The organism is Akkermansia massiliensis, from assembly GCF_018847375.1.
GTDB classification, from domain to species: domain Bacteria; phylum Verrucomicrobiota; class Verrucomicrobiia; order Verrucomicrobiales; family Akkermansiaceae; genus Akkermansia; species Akkermansia massiliensis.
Genome location: NZ_CP072036.1, coordinates 2,182,460 through 2,199,476 on the forward strand (window position 1 = coordinate 2,182,460; position 17,017 = coordinate 2,199,476).

At 60.0% G+C, this 17,017-nt stretch carries 12 protein-coding genes; 8 read left to right on the top strand and 4 right to left on the bottom strand.

The genetic code is table 11. The features are described 5' to 3' along the window. Nucleotides 1-106 precede the first annotated feature (106 nt). Together rimO and J5W70_RS09135 are read right to left on the bottom strand one after the other, a co-directional pair. Entirely contained in the window at nt 107-1,465 is a 1,359-nt protein-coding gene (gene rimO / locus J5W70_RS09130; RefSeq protein WP_022396679.1) for a 30S ribosomal protein S12 methylthiotransferase RimO, read from the bottom strand. Between the two features lie 26 nt (nt 1,466-1,491). Beyond that, the gene (locus tag J5W70_RS09135) at nt 1,492-2,928 is read right to left on the bottom strand and encodes an NfeD family protein (RefSeq protein ID WP_022396680.1); all 1,437 of its coding nucleotides are present in this window, start codon (nt 2,926-2,928) and stop codon (nt 1,492-1,494) included. Nucleotides 2,929-3,161: 233 nt separating this feature from the next. On the opposite strand from J5W70_RS09135, the gene dnaG reads away from it, so the two are divergent. From dnaG to J5W70_RS09170, 7 genes are all read left to right on the top strand, one after another. Beyond that, complete coding sequence (gene dnaG / locus J5W70_RS09140; protein WP_022396681.1) at nt 3,162-4,964, top strand: DNA primase; 1,803 nt, start codon at nt 3,162-3,164, stop codon at nt 4,962-4,964. A 59-nt stretch (nt 4,965-5,023) separates the two neighbouring features. Next, the gene (gene rpoD, locus J5W70_RS12915; RefSeq protein ID WP_022396682.1) at nt 5,024-7,102 is read left to right on the top strand and encodes an RNA polymerase sigma factor RpoD; all 2,079 of its coding nucleotides are present in this window, start codon (nt 5,024-5,026) and stop codon (nt 7,100-7,102) included. Nucleotides 7,103-7,122: 20 nt separating this feature from the next. Then, complete coding sequence (locus J5W70_RS09150; protein WP_102722819.1) at nt 7,123-7,872, top strand: M15 family metallopeptidase; 750 nt, start codon at nt 7,123-7,125, stop codon at nt 7,870-7,872. Nucleotides 7,873-7,967: 95 nt separating this feature from the next. Then, nucleotides 7,968-9,020 (top strand): TQO small subunit DoxD, encoded by a 1,053-nt coding sequence (locus tag J5W70_RS09155; RefSeq protein ID WP_022396684.1) that lies wholly within the window; start codon nt 7,968-7,970, stop codon nt 9,018-9,020. A 290-nt stretch (nt 9,021-9,310) separates the two neighbouring features. Further along, nucleotides 9,311-9,607 (top strand): hypothetical protein, encoded by a 297-nt coding sequence (locus tag J5W70_RS09160; protein ID WP_146020038.1) that lies wholly within the window; start codon nt 9,311-9,313, stop codon nt 9,605-9,607. Between the two features lie 225 nt (nt 9,608-9,832). After that, nucleotides 9,833-10,246, top strand: a complete 414-nt coding sequence (locus J5W70_RS09165) for a hypothetical protein (protein ID WP_022396686.1) — start codon at nt 9,833-9,835, stop codon at nt 10,244-10,246. Nucleotides 10,247-10,584: 338 nt separating this feature from the next. Next, nucleotides 10,585-11,256 carry a Tle-like phospholipase domain-containing protein gene (locus J5W70_RS09170; RefSeq protein ID WP_476774990.1) on the top strand — a complete coding sequence of 224 codons (672 nt, stop codon included), beginning with the start codon at nt 10,585-10,587 and terminating at the stop codon, nt 11,254-11,256. Between the two features lie 134 nt (nt 11,257-11,390). Here the strand turns inward: J5W70_RS09170 and rpiB are convergent, their stop codons facing one another. Beyond that, nucleotides 11,391-13,079 (bottom strand): ribose 5-phosphate isomerase B, encoded by a 1,689-nt coding sequence (gene rpiB / locus J5W70_RS09175; protein WP_290486765.1) that lies wholly within the window; start codon nt 13,077-13,079, stop codon nt 11,391-11,393. Nucleotides 13,080-13,254: 175 nt separating this feature from the next. Beyond that, on the bottom strand, nt 13,255-15,468 hold the full coding sequence (locus J5W70_RS09180; protein WP_249852995.1) for a carboxy terminal-processing peptidase: 2,214 nt from the start codon (nt 15,466-15,468) through the stop codon (nt 13,255-13,257). 567 nt (nt 15,469-16,035) lie between these two features. Between J5W70_RS09180 and J5W70_RS09185 the strand changes: the two genes are divergently transcribed. Further along, nucleotides 16,036-17,001: a phosphatidate cytidylyltransferase gene (locus J5W70_RS09185; protein WP_022396690.1), complete on the top strand. Its 966-nt coding sequence runs from the start codon at nt 16,036-16,038 to the stop codon at nt 16,999-17,001. Nucleotides 17,002-17,017: the final 16 nt, after the last annotated feature.

Genomic DNA, 17,017 nt, shown 5'->3' on the forward strand with positions numbered 1-17,017 from the left:
TTGGCTCAGATGCCGGAGATGAGTGATAAGGGATCAGATATATCCCGGCTTGCGCCGTGCCTGTCGCTCTTGTCTCTGATGCTCCCATCCAGTCGCCCGCGGAATCTTATTCCGCCGTCAGTTCATACGCCACGGCATCCGTTACGGTGACGGTGGCGAATTGGCCGACGGGCAGCGTCAGGGGGACGGAAACGGTGCCGTCAATGTCCGGGGCGTCCCATTCCGTTCTGGCAACGCCGGGAGCGTCCACCAGCACGCGGATTTGCCTGCCGATCTGTTCCTGGCCCGTTTCCGAGGCAAGGCGGGTCAGGAGCATGGTGGCTTCATTGTAGCGGCGCGCCTTGGTGCGGTGGTGCACCTGGTTCGGCATCTTGTAGGCCTTCGTGCCTTCCTCCCGTGAGAAGGTGAAGATGCCGGCCCGTTCAAAGCGGAACTCCTCAATGAACTCCATCAATTCCTGATGGTCGTCCTCCGTCTCTCCGGGGAATCCGGTGATGAAGGTGGTGCGGATGGCGATTCCCGGAACGGCCTTCCGGATGTCCCGCAGGAGGTTGCGGATGTAGTCCCCGTCCGTCACGCGCTGCATGGCGCTGAGCATGTTGTCGGAAATGTGCTGGAGGGGGATGTCCACGTAGCGGGCCACCTTGGGGCTTTCCGCGATGGCGGCGGTCAGTTCGTCGCTCCAGTGGGCGGGGTGGGTGTAAAGAAGCCTGATCCAGAATTCCCCTTCAATGGCGTTCAGGGCGCGGATCAGGGAGGCCAGGGATTCCCCGCGGGAGGAGTCCACCGCGCTGCGGCGGTTCGGGCGCGCATCCGTCCATTTGTCCATGCCGTAGTAGGTAATGTCCTGCGCAATGAGGCAGATTTCCTTCACGCCGGACCGGATGAGGGCTTCCGCTTCACGCACCACGTCCTGCTGGGAGCGGCTGCGGTGGCGTCCCCGGATCATCGGGATGATGCAGTAGGCGCAGCCGTGGTTGCAGCCTTCCGCTATCTTGATGTAGGCCGTATGCGGGGGAGTAAGGCGGTAGCGCGGCGTGTCCCAGTCCGGAACATACTTGCACTTGCCTTGGATGAAGTTCCGGTCCTGCACGGTCCGGTCCATCACCTCCGTGATGATTTCCGGGAGCCTGGTGATCTGGTCCGGGCCGATGAAGGCGTCCACCTCCGGCAGCAGGGCGGGCAGTTCCTTCTGAAAGCGCTGGGACAGGCAGCCTGCCACGATGAGCTTCTGGTTTTCCGGATAGGCTCCGCTTTCCCTGGCGCGCACGACGTCCAGAATGGCGTCGATGGCTTCCTGCTTGGCCTGGTCAATGAAAGCGCAGGTGTTGACCACCATCACGTCCGCCAGCTCAGGTTCCGGAGTCATGGTCATGCCGGCCTTCTGCATGTGGCCGATCATGATTTCAGAGTCGATCAGGTTCTTGGGGCAGCCCAGGGAAATGAGTCCAACGGTGAGAGGCATGGCAGTGAGTGAAAAGCGTGATGGCGTCAGTCCCCGGAGGGGGATTCGTCCTTGACGACGACGAGGTCGAACGGACGGATGTCCACGACGCGCACAGGGGTACCCTTAATCAGTATGCCTTGTCGAGAGAAAACCTCGCATATTTCGCCATGGATCATGGCCTTGCCGTTGGGCTTCAGTTCCGTGACGGCGTTCCCCCGGTCGCCTACCTGCACGCGCGCAATGTTGACGGCTTCCCCGGCGGGGCCACCGCTGATCGTGGCGTTCGTGACGCGGCGCATCAGGACGGAGTCCGGCAGGTACTTCATCAGCACGGCGATCAGGATGGCGCCCCCGGTCAGGCCCAGGGCCAGTTTCAGGAGGGGGATGCCCAGGACCATCGCCAGCGTGTTGACGTCGTCCCACTGTCCGTCCCGGATGATGTGGTCCCATTCCCAGGAGCTGATCATGCCGCCGAACAGGGCCAGGAAGATGCAGATACCGCCCGCAATGGCCGCAATGAAGGTGCCCGGGATGACGAAGAATTCCACGCACAGCAGGACCACGCCCAGAATGAGCAGGGCCGCCGTTTCATAACCGGCCAGGTTCCCGGCGATGTTGTTGCCGAAGAAGAACAGGGCAAACGCGGCAATGGCCACGATGCCGCCGATGCCGAACCCAGGCGTCTTGAATTCCATGTAGATGCCGCCGATTCCCAGCAGGATCAGTATGGGGGAGGCCCACGCAATCCAGAGGCCGATGCGTTCAAAGGCGGTGGGTTCCGCCGTGACCGTGGGGGCGTCCACCTTCTCCTGGGCCAGCAGGTCCGTGACGGAGGTGGCCGTTCCCTGGGCCAGCAGGGGCCTGCCGTCTTCCAGCCGCGTGGCGGCCTCCTTGCCCGTCAGGGTCAGGAGCGCGCCTTTTTCCAGCTTGACGGGGCCGAATTGCTGCTCCTGGTCGGAGGGGATCATCATGGCCTTCACTACTTCCGGGCGGTAGCCCTTTTCCGTTACCACGGAGCGGGTGAAGGCCCAGAAGGCGCTTTCCGCCTTCTTGCGCATGACGGGGTCCATCTCCTCCCCGGAGGAGGTGATGATGCCCGCCGCGCCGATGGAGGAGACGGGCGCCATGTAAATCTTGTCGCACGCCGCGGAGATGAGCGCCCCGGCGGACATGGCCTTGGGATTCACGTAGGCGTAAGTGGGGATGGTCAGCGGCTGGATGCTTTTCATCATCATCTCGCTGGTTTCCCAGGCCAGGCCGCCGGGCGTGTTCAGGTCAAACACCACGGCGCGCGCCTGTTCCTCCTGCGCCCGCTTCAGGATGCGGTTCATGAAGCCGAAGCTCTGCTTGCTGGTCAGGGAGTCCTCCCCCACCGGAATGACCACTACCCGGTCGCGGAAGGATTCCTCCGCGGCCGCCCGGAACGGGGAGCCGGCAAACAGGGCCAGCAGAGCCAGCAACAGAAGGTGAATGTGCTTCATGCAGACAGGCTAACACGTTCCGAGCCCGCGCTCAATGGGGAAATGCGTTCCGTGCGGACGGGGAGGCCGGATGCCGCCGCGCCGTTTCACCCGGTTTTCCTGAGGGAACACGGGAGCTCCTCTGTTTTTCCAGTGCGCGCCCGGTTGTTTCCTCCCCTTGTTTTCCTGTGAATGGCGTCCTGATTCTGTCTTCTTGTGCACCCGGCGGGGCTGTGATAGACTGGCCGCGCCTTATGGGAAGGATTGATGAAGACAGCATCCGGCGCGTTCTGGAAGCCACTGACATTGTAGATGTGGTGGGTTCCTATCTTTCCCTGAAAAGGGCCGGGTCCCGGTGGAAGGCGTGCTGCCCGTTCCATAATGAGAAGACGCCTTCCTTCATCGTGGACCAGACCCGGCAGAACTTCAAATGCTTCGGCTGCGGGGAAGGGGGATCCGCCATCACCTTCGTGATGAAGATGGAAAACCTGGGCTTTGCGGATACCGTGCGGCGGCTAGCGGAAAAAGCCGGCATTACCCTGGTGGAGGAAGTGTATGACGCCGCGGAGGAAAAGCGGCGCAAGGCGCGCACGGCCCTGCTGGTGGCCCATAAGAAGGCGGCCGAGTTTTTTCACAGGCTCCTGCTCCGCTCCCCGAAGGCGGCGGAGGCCAGGGCCTACCTGAATTCCCGCGGATACGGGGCGGACATGGCGAAGCGCTGGCAGGTGGGCTGGGCTCCTGATTCTTCACGGGAGTTCCTGGCCTGGGCGCGTAAGGAGGGGCTTCCGGACCAGGTTTTGATAGATTCCGGCCTTGCCAACCGCGGAGAGCGCGGGGACCTGTACGCCCGGTTCCGGGACAGGCTGATGTTCCCCATTAACAATGTGTACGGGGAATGCGTGGCGTTCTCCGGACGAATTCTGCGGCCCCAGGAAAACGTGGGCAAGTACGTCAACTCCCCGGAAACGTCCATTTTCAAGAAAGGGGATGTGGTGTTTGCCCTGGACAGGGCGCGCGGTCCCATGGGGAAGAGCGGCAAGGCCCTGCTGTGCGAAGGGCAGCTTGACGTCATCGCCTGCCATGAGGCCGGCATTTCCTTTGCCGTGGCTCCCCTGGGAACGGCGTTCACGCCGGAGCACGCCAGAACGCTTTCACGCTATGCCTCCCGCATTGTCGTATGTTTTGACGCGGACAAGGCGGGCATGGCGGCGGCGGACCGCGCCTTCCGGGAGCTGGCCCCATTCGGCAAGGATGTTTACCTGGTGAATCTTCCGGAGGGGGACGATCCGGACTCCTTCATGAAGAGGGAAGGGAAGGAAGCGTTTTCAGAGATGGTGGAGCAGGCCCGTCCTTTCTTTGAGGTCCGCATTGAACGCGCCAAGGAACGCGGCCTGCTGACTGACGCCGCCGCCAGCGCCGCCTTTGCCCGTGAGATGACGGCCCTGCTGGCCTGCATGAGCGACCCCGTGGCCCGCGACCTGGCAACGGCGGACGTCGCCACCAGGATGCGCACGACCGTGAATGACCTGCGGAGCGCCGTCAGGACGGCCGGACGCCGCAAGGGAAGGGAACAGGCACAGTCCGCGGATCGTGCGGCGGCTGCGGAAGTTCCTCAGACGCAGCCCCCCGTGAAGATGGACCGTGCCGTGGCCGTGCTTTGCGAGTTGTCCCTCCAGAACGCCCGTGCCCAGGGGCTCATCGTAGACCGTATTGAAGAATTGCTGGAGCCGATGCGGATGCTGCAAGGGGGGGGAATCCTGAAAAAAATCCTGGCACGGCTTCCTTCTCCGGACAGTCCCGCGGCCATTCAGGCTTTTCTGGCGTCCCTGCCACAGCCGGAACGGGATGCCCTGAACCTGCTGAACCTGGACCCGGTGCCCATCCCCAATGTGGACCGGAGCGTCCAGGAAGCCTGCTCCGGCATTGCGAAGGCTGCGCTGGAAAGGCATATCGCGTCCCTGATGGCGGAATTGGCGGACCCCTCCACGGACGCCGCCAGAAGGCTGGAATTATCCAAACTTAGTGTTGACTTGAAGCGTTTGCTGGGTACAATGTAGTGCCTCGATACCTCCGGGTATTGATATAATGGTGAATTGTGCCCTCTTCTTTTCAAGATATGTCCAAATCCGGTGACCCATCCTCCTCTTCTCCCAAGAAGACTTCCGCCAGCAAAAAAGCTTCTGAATCCAAGGAAAAAGTAGCATCCAAGCCTGCCGCAAAAACTTCCAAAACCACTTCCAAGGCAGCCCCCGCCAAGGCCGCCGCTCCGGCGGCTAAAAAGCCCGCTGCCGCCAAGCCCGCAGCGGAAAAGAAAGCCCCGGTGAAAAAGGCGTCTCCGGCCCCTGCCGCCGGGAAGGCCGCAGTAGCCGCCAAAAAGGCTCCGGCAAAGGCGCCCGCGGCCGCACCGGCCAAGAAAGCCGCCGCTCCCGCCGCCAAGAAGGCTCCTGCCAAGCCGGCGGAAAAGAAACCCGCCGAAAAGAAGGCCTCCAAGCCTGCCGCTAAGGCGGAAGCTCCCAAGAAGTTGAGCGAAATCCTGGAAGAGGAACGCAAGAGGGCCGCCAGCCGCAAGGTCACGAATCCGATTGACGCCCCGGAAATCCAGGAAAAAATCCGTGAACTGATCAAGCTCGCCAAGGAGCAGGGCTACCTGACTTTTGACGATATCAATGACTCCCTTCCCAACGACATCGTTGACCAGCAGGACTACGAGGCCATCATGGACCGCCTGCGCAGCATGGCGTTTGACATCATTGACGCGTCCGACGTGGACAGCTACACGGACCGCACCCGCATCAACACGGAGGAAGAGGACGAGGAGGAAAAGCTTGAAGCCAAGATGGACATTCTGGACGACCCCGTCCGCATGTACCTGAAGCAGATGGGCCAGGTTTCCCTGCTCACCCGTGAAGAGGAAGTGGCCATCTCCAAGAGGATTGAGGATGCGGAACAGAACGTCCAGCGTTGCGTGCACCGCTTCGGCTTCATTGCGAACGCCTATCTGGACGTGGCCTACCGCCTGCTGGACAACGAGGAACGCTTTGACCGCGTCATCCTTGACAAGAAGATCGACTCCCGCGAACGCTACATGAAGGGGCTGGCCCAGCTCTGCGCCCAAATCCAGCAGACCCATCAGGACGCTTCCGGCTCCTTTCGCAAGCTGTACCGCAGCAAGGAGGCCGCCAAGTCCGTGAAGGCCCGCCAGGCGGAGTTCGACAAGATCACCGGCGTTCTGGTGAAGCTCTTCGGCCGCCTGTACTTCAAGCACAAGGTGATTGAGGATTTCTGCTCCATGATTGACGAGGCCCGCGACCGCGTGCTCCGCATGCAGAAGAAGGTAGCCCAGGACCCGTCCAACAAGGAGCTCAAGGAACACCTTGCGGAACTGGAACTGCGCATGTGGATGACTGCGGATGAAATGGGGGAAGCCTATCAGGAGCTCCGCAAGTGGCTCCGCGAAGCCCGCCGGGCCAAGGACGAAATGGTGGAAGCCAACCTGCGCCTGGTCATTTCCATTGCCAAGAAGTACACCAACCGCGGCCTTTCCTTCCTGGACCTCATTCAGGAGGGCAACATGGGCCTGATGAAGGCGGTGGAAAAGTTCGAATACCGCCGCGGCTACAAATTCTCCACGTATGCCACCTGGTGGATCCGCCAGGCCATCACCCGCTCCATTGCGGACCAGGCCCGCACCATCCGCATTCCCGTGCACATGATTGAAACCATCAACAAGCTGATGCGCGTTCAGAAACAGCTGGTGCAGGAATACGGCCGCGAACCTACGCCGGAGGAAATCGCGGAGGAAATCCACCTGCCCGTGGAACGCGTGCGTTCCGTGCTGAAAATGGCCCAGCAGCCCATTTCCCTGCAAGCCCCCGTAGGGGATTCCGACGACACCTCCTTTGGTGACTTCATTGAAGACAAGGCGGCGGAAAATCCCATGGAGGAAGCCTCCTTCTCCTTCCTGAAAGAGAAAATCAAGGATGTGCTGGACACCCTTACGGACCGCGAGCGCGAGGTTATTGAACAGCGCTTCGGCCTCCGGGACGGCAGCCCCCGCACCCTGGAGGAAGTGGGGCGCCAGTTCAGCGTCACGCGGGAACGCATCCGCCAGATTGAGGCCAAGGCCCTCCGCAAGCTGCGCCATCCCACGCGCATCAGCAAGATCAAGGGATTCCTGGAAATGACGGAATCCTGACCGGATTTGCGCCGCATGCCGTGCTACGCTCCGTGGTCATGAAGACCTGCGTGGCCGCGGCATGCGGCATTTTCATTTTACTGGCTTCCTGCTCAGGCAGCGGGGAATTCAAGCCCTCTTTCAACCAGCCCCTCCAGCCCGTGATGCAGCCGGGCTTTGTGTACGTGGACCAGGTGGCCCCGCTGGTGAAGACCAACCTGAAGTATGCCGGGTATGACAATTTCGTGGGGCGTCCGCTGGACGGCTACCACGGCAGGCGCGCCATCCTGCGCACCCAGACGGCGCACGCCCTGAAAAAAGTCTCGGAAGACCTGTACAGGCAGGGCTACCTGCTGGAAATCTATGACGCCTACCGCCCCCACACCGCCGTGCTGGACATTTGCAAATGGGGCGCGGACGCCGGAGACCAGAAGATGAAAGCCCGGTATTACCCGAACATTGACAAGGCCAAGGTGTTCGGGGACCACTACGTGCGCGACTTCTCGGAACATTCACGCGGCGTGGCTGTGGACGTCTCCCTGCTGTATGCCAAAACCGGAAAGCCCGTGGACATGGGCGGCCATCATGACCTGCTGGACCCCAGTTCCGCTACGGACACCGCGCTGGTGACCCCGGCCCAGCACCGGAACCGGATGATTCTGAAAAAGGCTTTTGAAAAGCAGGGATTCGCCAACTATTCTCCGGAATGGTGGCACTACCGCCTGCTGAATGAACCCGCGCCCTCCCTGCATTATTACTTCCCGGTGTGGGACGGCATGGCCTCCCGGTAAATCTTTGACGCGTCCGCTGTCACGGACCGGGCATTTTATCCTTTGATTTTTTTCCGACGGAAATAGGATGGCGGAATACTGAAGAATTTGACCAGATGAAAGAAGAACATTCCCATGATTCCGCCGTGCAGCCCGAAGCCTACCGCTGGGCTGCCGTAATGGCCCTCCCTCTGCGTCTGGTAGTAGGCTGGACGTACTTCTCCGCGTTCTGGCGCCGCCTGGTGCTGGAAAACAAGCTGATTCCGGATGATCCGGGATATATCGGCGTCAAATTCAACCACTTCCTTCCCAATGCGCTGGGAATCAAGCCGGTCATTGAATATCTGGTGACGCACCCGTCCGAACTCTGGTGGTTCATGGTGGCGTTTACCATCATTGAATTCCTGGTGGGGCTGATGCTCATGCTGGGGCTGCTGACGCGCCTGGCGAGCGTGGGCGTTTTCTGCCTGGCGCTGGGCATTCTGCTGGGTTCCGGCTGGCTGGGAACCACTTGCCTGGACGAATGGCAGATAGGCATTCTGGGCATGTGCGCCGGACTGCTCCTGTTCCTGACCGGGGGCGGTTCCTGTTCGCTGGACGGCAGGCTTTCCAAACTTCCGTGCTGCGCGCGCCGTTCCTCCCTGTTTGCCTGGGTGGGGTCCGGTCCGCTGCCGCTGGGATACGGCCGCATGGCCCGCGTTTCCATCTGGGGAGCCGTGTTCATGATGCTGGTCACGCTAGGAACCAACCAGTTCTTTCATGGCGGCGTATGGGGGCCGCTCCATAACAAATCCGTGAAGCCCCTGCTGGAAGTCAGCGGGGCCTCCCTGTCCGGGCAGGAATTGCGCTTCAACGTATTCCGCACGGAAGGCGTGGATACCTACGGCTCCTTCCTCGTCCGCATCAGGCTGACGGACGGCCAGGGCAACACCCTGTGGAAAATGGAGGCGGACCAGCTTTCCGCGCTTCCCCCCTCCGCTATGGAGAACGCTTATCTGGCAAAGGTCAAGCCGGGTGCCTTCGGGCTGGTCGTTCCGCTGGGGGCCAGGGCCGGCGTAACACTCCCCGCCGCGCTTTCTGCGGTTCCGGAAGGTCCGCTTTCCGTAGTGCTGACGGATGTAAGCGGCAAGGAATGGTCCGCCCCGGTCCGGAAGGCCGGCGGCGTATGAGCGACCCCGGAAGAAGGAGAAAGGCGGGATAAAAGGAAAGAATTCCCGGCTGGGGATTCTTTCCGGAGGTGGCTATGTTTGTCCGTGCCGCGCTGTTTTTCATCTTCGAGAGCTTCTTTGTTTCAAAGCGATACGTTCCTTTCCATCTTGACAGAATGAAGGGAGGGGATAAAAGGGGAGTAATGAAAACTACCCTGATCATACTCTGTCTCGTCTGCTTTTCGGCCGTTTCCCCGGCGGAAGAAACCTTGAAATCCCTTCTCAAGGAAAGGGAACGGCTTTTATCCAGCATGGCTGAACTGGCGCAGGAACAGTACAAGTCCGGCATGGTTCCCTGGGAGGAAGTGACCCGGGCCAACTTGAACTTGCTGGAATTCCGCCGAAACAACGCCGGATCTCTGAAAGAAGCCATCGCCGTCCAGAAGGAACTGGTCAAGTATCTGGAGCAGCTCTTTCGGGATGCGGAAAAGGCCTATGCTTCCAGCGTGGGAGATAAAATGATGGTTCTCAAGGGCCGGGACGCATGGCTTGCCGCCAAGTGCACCCTGCTGTCCATGGAGAGCCGTTTGGGAGGGGAAGGGAAGTAGCCGGAAGCTGCGGCCGCACGGTGGCGGTATAAACGGCATTTGTTCATGCCGGGTTTTTCCATGCCGCTGAAAGGCGCGCATGGCTGTTGTGAATGATGGTTCCCCGTATTGGGAAAGCCCCTGTTTTCTTTCCGGACGCGGGAGGCCAGGGTATTCGTGCAGCGTTTGCCGCTGGACGCGTCCTTTCCGGATGCGGCGGCAAACCGCAACCCATGTTGAAACATCATGTCTGACGAGAAAAATAATGATTCATCCTTCCATTTTCCGGAATCGGATGAAAAGCAGTTCCTGGAAAAAATGGAACGGCTGGAAGGCAAGCTGGATGATCTGGAGCAGCAAGTGCTCCAGGCTCTGTCTGAAGTGGAAATCCCGAATACCTGGCTGGAGGAATGGGAAAAGTTTACGAACTCTGCGCCTGAACCCGGCGAACGGGAAATCAGGAAGTGGGTGGAAACCCAATTGGGCAAGCTGAAGGGGTTTGAAGCCCTGGACCAACTGGAACAGAACCAGATCGCGTCTCTATACCAGGACGCCCTCCTGTTCTCCCGGGAGATTTTGTCCAGAAAAGAGCAATTGGGCGGCACGCTGACGGATGAAGAACGTGATGTGCTGAATTATATTCAAAATTCAATTCGATAAATACCATGACTCCATTACTTCATCTCAGGCACTTGTTTGACTTTATAGCAACCAGGTATTTTTCCCGCCAGGATGGAAGGCGCAGGCTGGATGCCTTTCTCGTTCAGGAAGGCCATGCGGCGCTTCCTCATTATAATTATATCATGGAAAGGCTTTCGGGGTTGCCTCTGACCCGGCATTCCGCCTTAGTCCAGATATTGGCCGGCATTGTGACGGCGGTGATAAGTTGCCGCCTCCATTACAGGGACAATACGCATTATCCTGCCCGCATTCCCACTTGGATCACTTTTTCCCGGTATGCCTACCTTAATCCGGGAGCCGGAGGGTATCTGATGGGAATGGCGCCGCATCCGGACGCAGCCCTTCTGCCAGGCGTTCCATTGTCCTCCCTGAATCATGCCTTCTCTCCTTTTGGCGGTGCAACCGGGTACGATCCCGTTAGTGGGCATGTCCATGTGCGCCATGGGTTTAATGCCTACATCAAGTGCTCGGGCAATAACATTTATGTTGCCTTCCGGGGGACGGATACGGGACATTGGGGTGTCTTGGTTCCCAACGTATTGACGGATATTTTCCAGTTGTATTCCTGTGACATTTGCTACGTTAGGGCGGCGGGACTGATTCGCCATTTGTTGAATCATGTGCCGGGAATAGTGTCCTTGCAGGCCACCGGGCATTCCCTGGGAGGCGGCATGGCCCAATTCGGGGTGGCGGCCAATGTAGGGTCTCCTCTCCCGGTTGGCGGCGTTGCGGTGAATGCTGCGGGATTGTCTGGTAATTCCTTGCAGGCGCTGGGTGCAGACCGTTTGGCGGCCGCTGCCGGCGTCTTGGACCATATAACCACTTACTGTGATCCGGTCAGTACGTATGGCGGAGGATTGGTGGGCGGCCGGTACCGCATCCCCAGGCAGAACGCGCCCCTTTCCAACGGCCATGGCATTGCCGATGTAGCCGCCTGTTATATGGCGGCGGCAGGGGGTGGGGGAAACATCCCGGCAGATCCTCGCTAGTGTACCGGAGGGAGTTGAACGCGGAAAGGGGAGCCCCTTGAAGCAGCTCCCGGCACTTCCCTCTTTTCTTGTGAAAAACGCAAGCCGTCCCATTGCTGGCAATGGGACGGCTTGAACGTGAAAGAGCAATTTGATTAGTGAGGCAGGCGGAAGTTGCGGTTGAAAGCGGAGACTTCCTCCTTGAGCTGGGCGAAGCCGTCCGGGTTCGGGCAGACCTGGTCGCCTACGTACAGGGCCAGGGCGCGGGCGATGAATTCCGCTACCTGTTCCACGTCTTTTTCCTTCATGCCGCGGGTGGTCACAGCGGGCGTGCCGATGCGGATGCCGGAGGGCTTCATGGGGGAACCCGTGTCAAACGGGATGGCATTCTTGTTCACGGTGATGCCCACGCGGTCCAGGGCTTCCTGTGCGTCCGCCCCGTTGATGCCCTTGTTGCGGAGGTCCACCATGAATACGTGGTTGTCCGTGCCGTTGGAGACGACGCGGAAGCCGAGTTCCGCCATTTTGTCCGCCATGGCCCTGGCGTTTTTCACGACCTGGGCCGCATAGTCCTTGAATTCGGGTTTCAGCGCTTCCCCGAAGCAGGCCGCCTTAGCGGCAATCACGTGCATGAGGGGGCCGCCCTGCATGCCGGGGAAGACGGCGGCGTCAAGCTTCTTGGCGTATTCCTCCTTGCAGATCACGAAGCCGCCGCGCGGGCCGCGCAGGGATTTGTGCGTGGTGGAGGAGACGAAGTCCGCATAGGGAACCGGGTTCGGATGCTGTCCGCCGGCCACCAGGCCCGCGATATGGGCCATGTCCACGAACAGGTAGGCGCCGCAGGCCTTGGCGATTTGGCCCATGCGTTCAAAGTCGATCGTGCGGGAATAGGCGCTGGCTCCGGCCGTGATCATCTGCGGCTTCACTTCCAGGGCCAGTTTTTCCAGCGCGTCATAGTCGATGGCTTCCGTTTCCTGGGATACGCCGTAGTGAACTACGTTGTACAGCTTGCCGGAGAAGTTCGCGCGGTGGCCGTGGGTGAGGTGGCCGCCATGGGAAAGGTCCATCGTAAGAATGGTGTCGCCGGGCTTCAATACGGAGAAGTAAACGGCCATATTGGCCTGGGAGCCGGAGTGGGGCTGCACGTTGGCATGGTCCCCGCCGAAGATTTTCAGCACGCGGTTAATGGCAAGCTGTTCCACCTTGTCCACTACCTCGCAGCCGCCGTACCAGCGCTTGCTGGGATAGCCTTCCGCGTATTTGTTGGTCAGCAGGGAGCCCTGGGCTTCCCGGACGGAGGGGGAGGCGAAGTTTTCAGAGGCGATCAGCTCAATGTTGTTGCTTTCGCGGCGGCCTTCCTCCTGGATGAACGCGGCCAGTTCGGGGTCCGTCCATTGCAGGGGGCTGCCGGAGGATTTGACGACGCGGCGTTCATGGCGGCCGCCTTCAAAGTCCGCGTGCAGCCATGCGTCCAGCACGTCTTCCACGCTTTCATTGTCCACATAGGCGGAGGCTAGGCACAGCAGGTTGGAATCGTTGTGCTGGCGGGAAAGGGCCGCGGCGGGGGCCGTGCGGCAGAGGGCGGCGCGCACGCCCACCCAGCGGTTGGCGGCGATGCTCATGCCGATGCCGGACCGGCAGATGAGGATGCCGCGGTCGTTGGTACCGTCAGCAATGCTGCTTGCAACTTCATTGGCGTAGTCGGAATAATCGCAGGAATTCTTGGTCATGGTACCCATGTCGGTCACTTCATGGCCCCATGCCTTGAGGAGTTCTACTACGGTTTCCTTGAGGTCGACTCCGGCGTGGTCCGCGCCGATGGCAATTTTATATGTCGTATTCATGATGGTGCTCATTGCTGACGGGCAAGGATACTGCCTTATTTCACCCCGGCTGGCAAGTCCCGGATTCATTCCGGCACGTTCCGGAAGGAGCGGCGGCCGCCTTTTGCCCCGGAAAAAAAGGACCCCGGTTCCTGGAGGAAACCGGGGCGAGTGGGAAGGAATGGGGAAGGGACCGTTATTTTCCGGAGGATTCCAGCTTCAACATGTCCTGGACGATGTTGATGCCTTCGCGGAGTTCCGGGTCAAGGCCGGAGGGATATTCCGGGGAGTCGTCCAGTTCCGCCGTGGGGTCTTCCGCCAGGTGCATGAACTGTTCGTTGTCCTTGTCCGGGTCCGCCAGGGGAAGTTCCCTGGCGTTGACGTCGTCCAGCGTCAGGCGGTAAATCTTGTACTTGGTGGCGTCTTCCTTGGCCATTTCCGCAAAGCGGCCCTTGCGTTCCTTGTTGATGGATTTGCGGCGCTCTTCCAGCGTGGAGTTTTCCTGTTCCCTCGTCTTCTTGTTCAGGGAGAGCTTGTTGTCCTTGATGCGCTGCTTCATCATGGCGATGTCTTCCCTGGCAATCTGGAGGTCGCGGTCTTTTTCCACGCGCTTCGCGCTGGCTTCCTTCAATGCGGGCAGCATGGCCGTGATGGAGGAGTCCTTTTTGTAATTGGTGCAGGGCGTGATCTGGTCATAGGGCATCGCGTAGTCCAGAATGTCTTCCCCCAGTTCAAACGCCGCCGTAGCGGTGGGAAGCTGAATGTCGCTCTCCACGCCCTTGAGCTGGGTGGAGCCGCCCGCCACGCGGTAGAATTTCTGGGTGGTGACTTTCAGCAGGCCGGCACGGTCCCTGGCTGCAAAGAAGGGCAGGTACTGGCCGATGTCCACCGGCTGCTGCACGGAACCCTTCCCGAAGGTGGAGTCATCCCCCACGATCACGGCGCGGCCGTAGTCCTGGAGGGCCGCGGCCAGAATTTCAGAGGCGGAGGCGCTGAGCTTGTTGATGAGCACCACAATGGGGCCGTTGAAAAGCTTCTGGCGGTTGTGGGCGGATTTGATGTCCACGTTGCCCCGGGTGTCCTTGATCTGCACCACGGGGCCGTTCCCGGTAAAGAAGCCCGTCATCAGGCGCACTTCCTCCAGGGAGCCGCCGCCGTTGCTGCGCAGGTCAATGACCAGGCCGTCCACGTTTTCCTTGTTCATCCGTTCCAGGATTTTTTTGACGTCCTTGGCGCAGCGGCGGTCGCCGCCTTCCATGTCCGCATAGAAGGAGGGAAGGCTCAGCACGCCGATGCGGTTCTGCCCTTCCGGAGCTCCGGTGAGTTCGATGATTTCGCCCTTGGCGAGTTCGTCCTTCAACGGCACCTTGGAGCGGGTCAGCGTGATGATCTTGGCCTGGCCGGGAGCGTCCGCCGGTTCCACCTTCAGGCGCATCTGGGTGTTTTCAGCCCCGCGGATCATGTCCACCACCTTGTCCAGCTTCAGGAACAGGATGTCCACCATTTCTCCGGAGTTGTTGGAGTCAATGGCCACGATGCGGTCGTTCAGCTTGAGCTCTCCGGATTTGTCAGCCGGACCGCCCACGACGATACCCGTGATTTTGGTGGAGCCGTCGTCTTCACTGCCCAGCAGGGCGCCGATGCCGGTGAGCTCCGTGCCCATGGAAATCTTGAAGCGGTCCACTTGGCGGGCGCCCATGTAGTCCGTGTGCGGGTCATAGGTCATGGCTACTGCGCTGAGCAGGGTTTCCGCCACGTCTTCCAGGTCCGTTTCCTGAATGTTGCGCTGGATGCGTTCATAACGCATGAGCAGTTTTTCCTCCGCAGGCTTTTCATTGGCCAGCGGGTCGGGCTTGTTTTGTTCCTTCGCCAGGCGCGCCACGGTTTCACGGCGCAGGATTTCAGACAGGAGCTGTTCCTCCACCATGTCTTTCCAGACCTGCTGCATTTCCGCCTCATCCTTGGGCCACGCGGCGGTCTTGCGGCGGGAGCGTTCAATGGACCGGTCCTTGTCAAAGGTAAAGCCGCCCTTTTTCAGCAGGTCCCGCGCATAGGCGATGCGCTGCATGGCGCGCTGCCGGTACAGGGCGTGCATGGCCTGGGCCGCGTCCATCATCTGGCCGGACATCAGGTAGTCGTCCAGTTCCCTGCCGTATTTCTTCTTGAGGGCGTCCACATCCTGCTGGGTGAAAAATATCTTGTTGGGATCTACCTTGCGCAGGTAGGTTTCCAGGAATTTTCCGGACAGTTCGTCGCTGAATTCCTTGCGGGAGAAGTGGAAGTTCTGGAGCAGGAGGGACATTTGCTTGCCCACCTGGTTGAAGTCCGTGGCCGCGGAGGCGCAGGAGGTGATGGCGGCTGCGGCCAGGGCCGAGAATGCTGTAAGTCGAATCCAACGGAATGAGTGCATGTTCATAACGGAAAAGGGTGCGGTTTTCTCCATCAGGGAAAAAAGCTAGTGCTGGGATGTGAGTGTTACTGATTTGTAGGTGATTGTCTATCTTATAAAACGTCCACATGACGCTATTTTACGCGCCGGGTTTCCGGAAAGGGGAAAGGGACTGCCGGAGGGCGGAAGAACCCCCGTCCGTCCGGAAAGAACGGCATCCGGCGGGGTTGCAATCCCCTGCGGGTGCAGGGCGCGGGAGAGAGGAAGAAAGAGGCAAATTCATTAGTGGACAAATACACCATAAAGTTTGAAATTCTGTGCGGAAGTCCGGCATTTGTCATATTGGGGCCGTACAGGAAGGAGAACACGGTTTCCGGAGGCTTTTTCCCGTGCGCCGTAGCGCCGCCCGCTTGACGGCAGCCTTTTTCTTTTTCCGCCGCCGCATTTCTTCCGGAGCGGGGAAGGCATTCCTTCCTTGTCAGCGGCGGGGGAGGGCCGGACGGGGAGCGGATGTTTCCAGTATGGGCGCCGCGGGGAAGGGAGCATTTCAGGATTGAGGTCACGGAGGTTTTCTGTACACTTCGCGTGATGATGAGAACACCGAACCAGGACAAGAAGCCTTCCAGAAGCAAAATGGGCGTTCTGCTGCAGCGTTCATTCAGCACCGTGGTTCTGCTGGGTTTGCTGGCGGGGGCCCTGTGGTGGGACCGTGAACTTGGGTATTACGGGCTGGTCTGCATCTTCTGCATCCTGGCCTCCTGGGAATGGAGGCACATGCTGCTGCGTTCCAGAAAAGCCTCCCAGCCGAACCTGAGCTTTCTTTTCGGCGCGGCGTATCCCGTGCTGCTGTCCTGGGCGTGCTACGTGACCAAGTTCCGGGAAATCGCCCCTACGGAGAATGCCCCGTTCCTGATTCCCCTTCCTCTTCTGGTGGCGCTTGCCGCCCCGGTCCTTCTGGTCGTGATTTCCTTTATCCGTGAAATGAAGTATCCGGTGGTGGGAAGCCGGGCGCTCCGTTCCGTCGGGACCACGCTGCTTTCCTTCATTTATCCCGGCTGGCTGTTCGCCTTTGCCATTCTGGCCCTGCATCTGGCCTATATGAGGGTGGGGTATGTTTATCCGTCCATCGTCATGTGCGTGCTATGGGTCATTCTGGTGACGAAGATGGCGGACATTTTTGCCTATGTCAGCGGGTTCCTGCTGGGAGGCCGCATTTTTTCACGCAGGCTCATTCCCCACATCAGCCCCAAGAAGACGTGGGAGGGCATCCTCGGTTCCTGGGTGCTGACGAATGCGGCGGCCATCGGGCTGGTTTTCCCGATGTTCAGGGTCTCCGTCCTGTCCATGTCCCAGATGCTGGTGCTGGTGGGCTGCGTCTCCTTCATTTTCCTGCTGTCCGTTTACGGGGACCTGGCGGGCTCCCTGGTGAAGCGCAGCCTGGCCATCAAGGATTCCGGCTCCCTGCTGCCGGGGATAGGCGGCATTTTTGATTTGATTGACAGTCCTTCCTTTACCGTGCCGTTCTTCTGGTTCCTGCTGGCCTGCATCGGTTGAACGGCCCGGGCATGAA

Excerpts from the sequence above, each read along its gene's own strand:
- J5W70_RS09160 (WP_146020038.1), top strand. The coding sequence starts at position 9,311 with ATGGCTGAACTGGCGCAGGAACAGTACAAGTCCGGCATGGTTCCCTGG.
- J5W70_RS09170 (WP_476774990.1), top strand. The coding sequence starts at position 10,585 with ATGGCGCCGCATCCGGACGCAGCCCTTCTGCCAGGCGTTCCATTGTCC.
- dnaG (WP_022396681.1), top strand. The coding sequence starts at position 3,162 with ATGGGAAGGATTGATGAAGACAGCATCCGGCGCGTTCTGGAAGCCACT.
- rimO (WP_022396679.1), bottom strand. The coding sequence starts at position 1,465 with ATGCCTCTCACCGTTGGACTCATTTCCCTGGGCTGCCCCAAGAACCTG.
- J5W70_RS09155 (WP_022396684.1), top strand. The coding sequence starts at position 7,968 with ATGAAAGAAGAACATTCCCATGATTCCGCCGTGCAGCCCGAAGCCTAC.
- J5W70_RS09185 (WP_022396690.1), top strand. The coding sequence starts at position 16,036 with ATGATGAGAACACCGAACCAGGACAAGAAGCCTTCCAGAAGCAAAATG.
- rpoD (WP_022396682.1), top strand. The coding sequence starts at position 5,024 with ATGTCCAAATCCGGTGACCCATCCTCCTCTTCTCCCAAGAAGACTTCC.
- J5W70_RS09165 (WP_022396686.1), top strand. The coding sequence starts at position 9,833 with ATGTCTGACGAGAAAAATAATGATTCATCCTTCCATTTTCCGGAATCG.
- J5W70_RS09135 (WP_022396680.1), bottom strand. The coding sequence starts at position 2,928 with ATGAAGCACATTCACCTTCTGTTGCTGGCTCTGCTGGCCCTGTTTGCC.
- rpiB (WP_290486765.1), bottom strand. The coding sequence starts at position 13,079 with ATGAATACGACATATAAAATTGCCATCGGCGCGGACCACGCCGGAGTC.
- J5W70_RS09180 (WP_249852995.1), bottom strand. The coding sequence starts at position 15,468 with ATGCACTCATTCCGTTGGATTCGACTTACAGCATTCTCGGCCCTGGCC.